This is a genomic window from Thermus aquaticus (genome assembly GCF_001280255.1).
GTDB classification, from domain to species: domain Bacteria; phylum Deinococcota; class Deinococci; order Deinococcales; family Thermaceae; genus Thermus; species Thermus aquaticus.
This window is the reverse complement of the sequence record NZ_LHCI01000042.1, coordinates 1-589: the sequence shown is the minus strand read 5'-3', so window position 1 is coordinate 589 and position 589 is coordinate 1. Positions and strand designations below refer to the sequence as shown.

The following is a 589-nucleotide window of genomic DNA, read 5'->3' as shown; positions in this document are numbered from 1 at the left end:
GCGCCTTCTTCTGGCGGATGCCCGGGAAATCCCCCTCCCCGACGAGAGCGTCCACGGGGTCATCGCCGTCCACCTCTGGCACCTCCTCCCCGACTGGCCCAAGGCCCTGGCCGAGGCCTTAAGGGTCTTAAAGCCCTCCGGGGTCCTCCTGGAGGGCTGGGAAAGGGTAGAGGCCGAGCCCGAGTGCCGCCTGCAGGAGAGGTGGCGGGAGCTTGTGGCCGAGGAGGGGGTCTTGGTGGAGCGGGGGCTTCACGGAAGGCGCATGGCCGAGGTGGAGGAGGCCCTAAGGCGCCTTGGCCTCAGGCCCAGGACCCGGGGGGTGGGGGCCGGGGGGGAGGAGCCCACGCCCGGGGGGGCCCTCGGGGCCCGGCCCTACCGCCTCTACTCCTTCACCAAGGGGGTGCCCGAGGAGGCCCACGCCCGGGCCATGGAGAGGCTCTGGGCCTGGGCGGAGGCGGAGCTTGGCGACCTGGACCGCCCCTTTTCGGTGGAGAAGCGCTTTTTCCTGCGCTCCACCCGGCTTTCCTGATAGGCTTAACCCATGGAAGGGATCCGGGTGCGCACCCCCAAGGAAGGGTTCGTCAACATC

Annotated in this window: 1 protein-coding gene; it reads left to right on the top strand. The window is 70.5% G+C overall.

Annotated elements, in window-relative coordinates:
* Positions 1-529 (top strand): class I SAM-dependent methyltransferase (locus tag BVI061214_RS00260; protein WP_053766886.1); only part of this gene is annotated, 529 nt, incomplete at its 5' end.
* Positions 530-589: the final 60 nt, after the last annotated feature.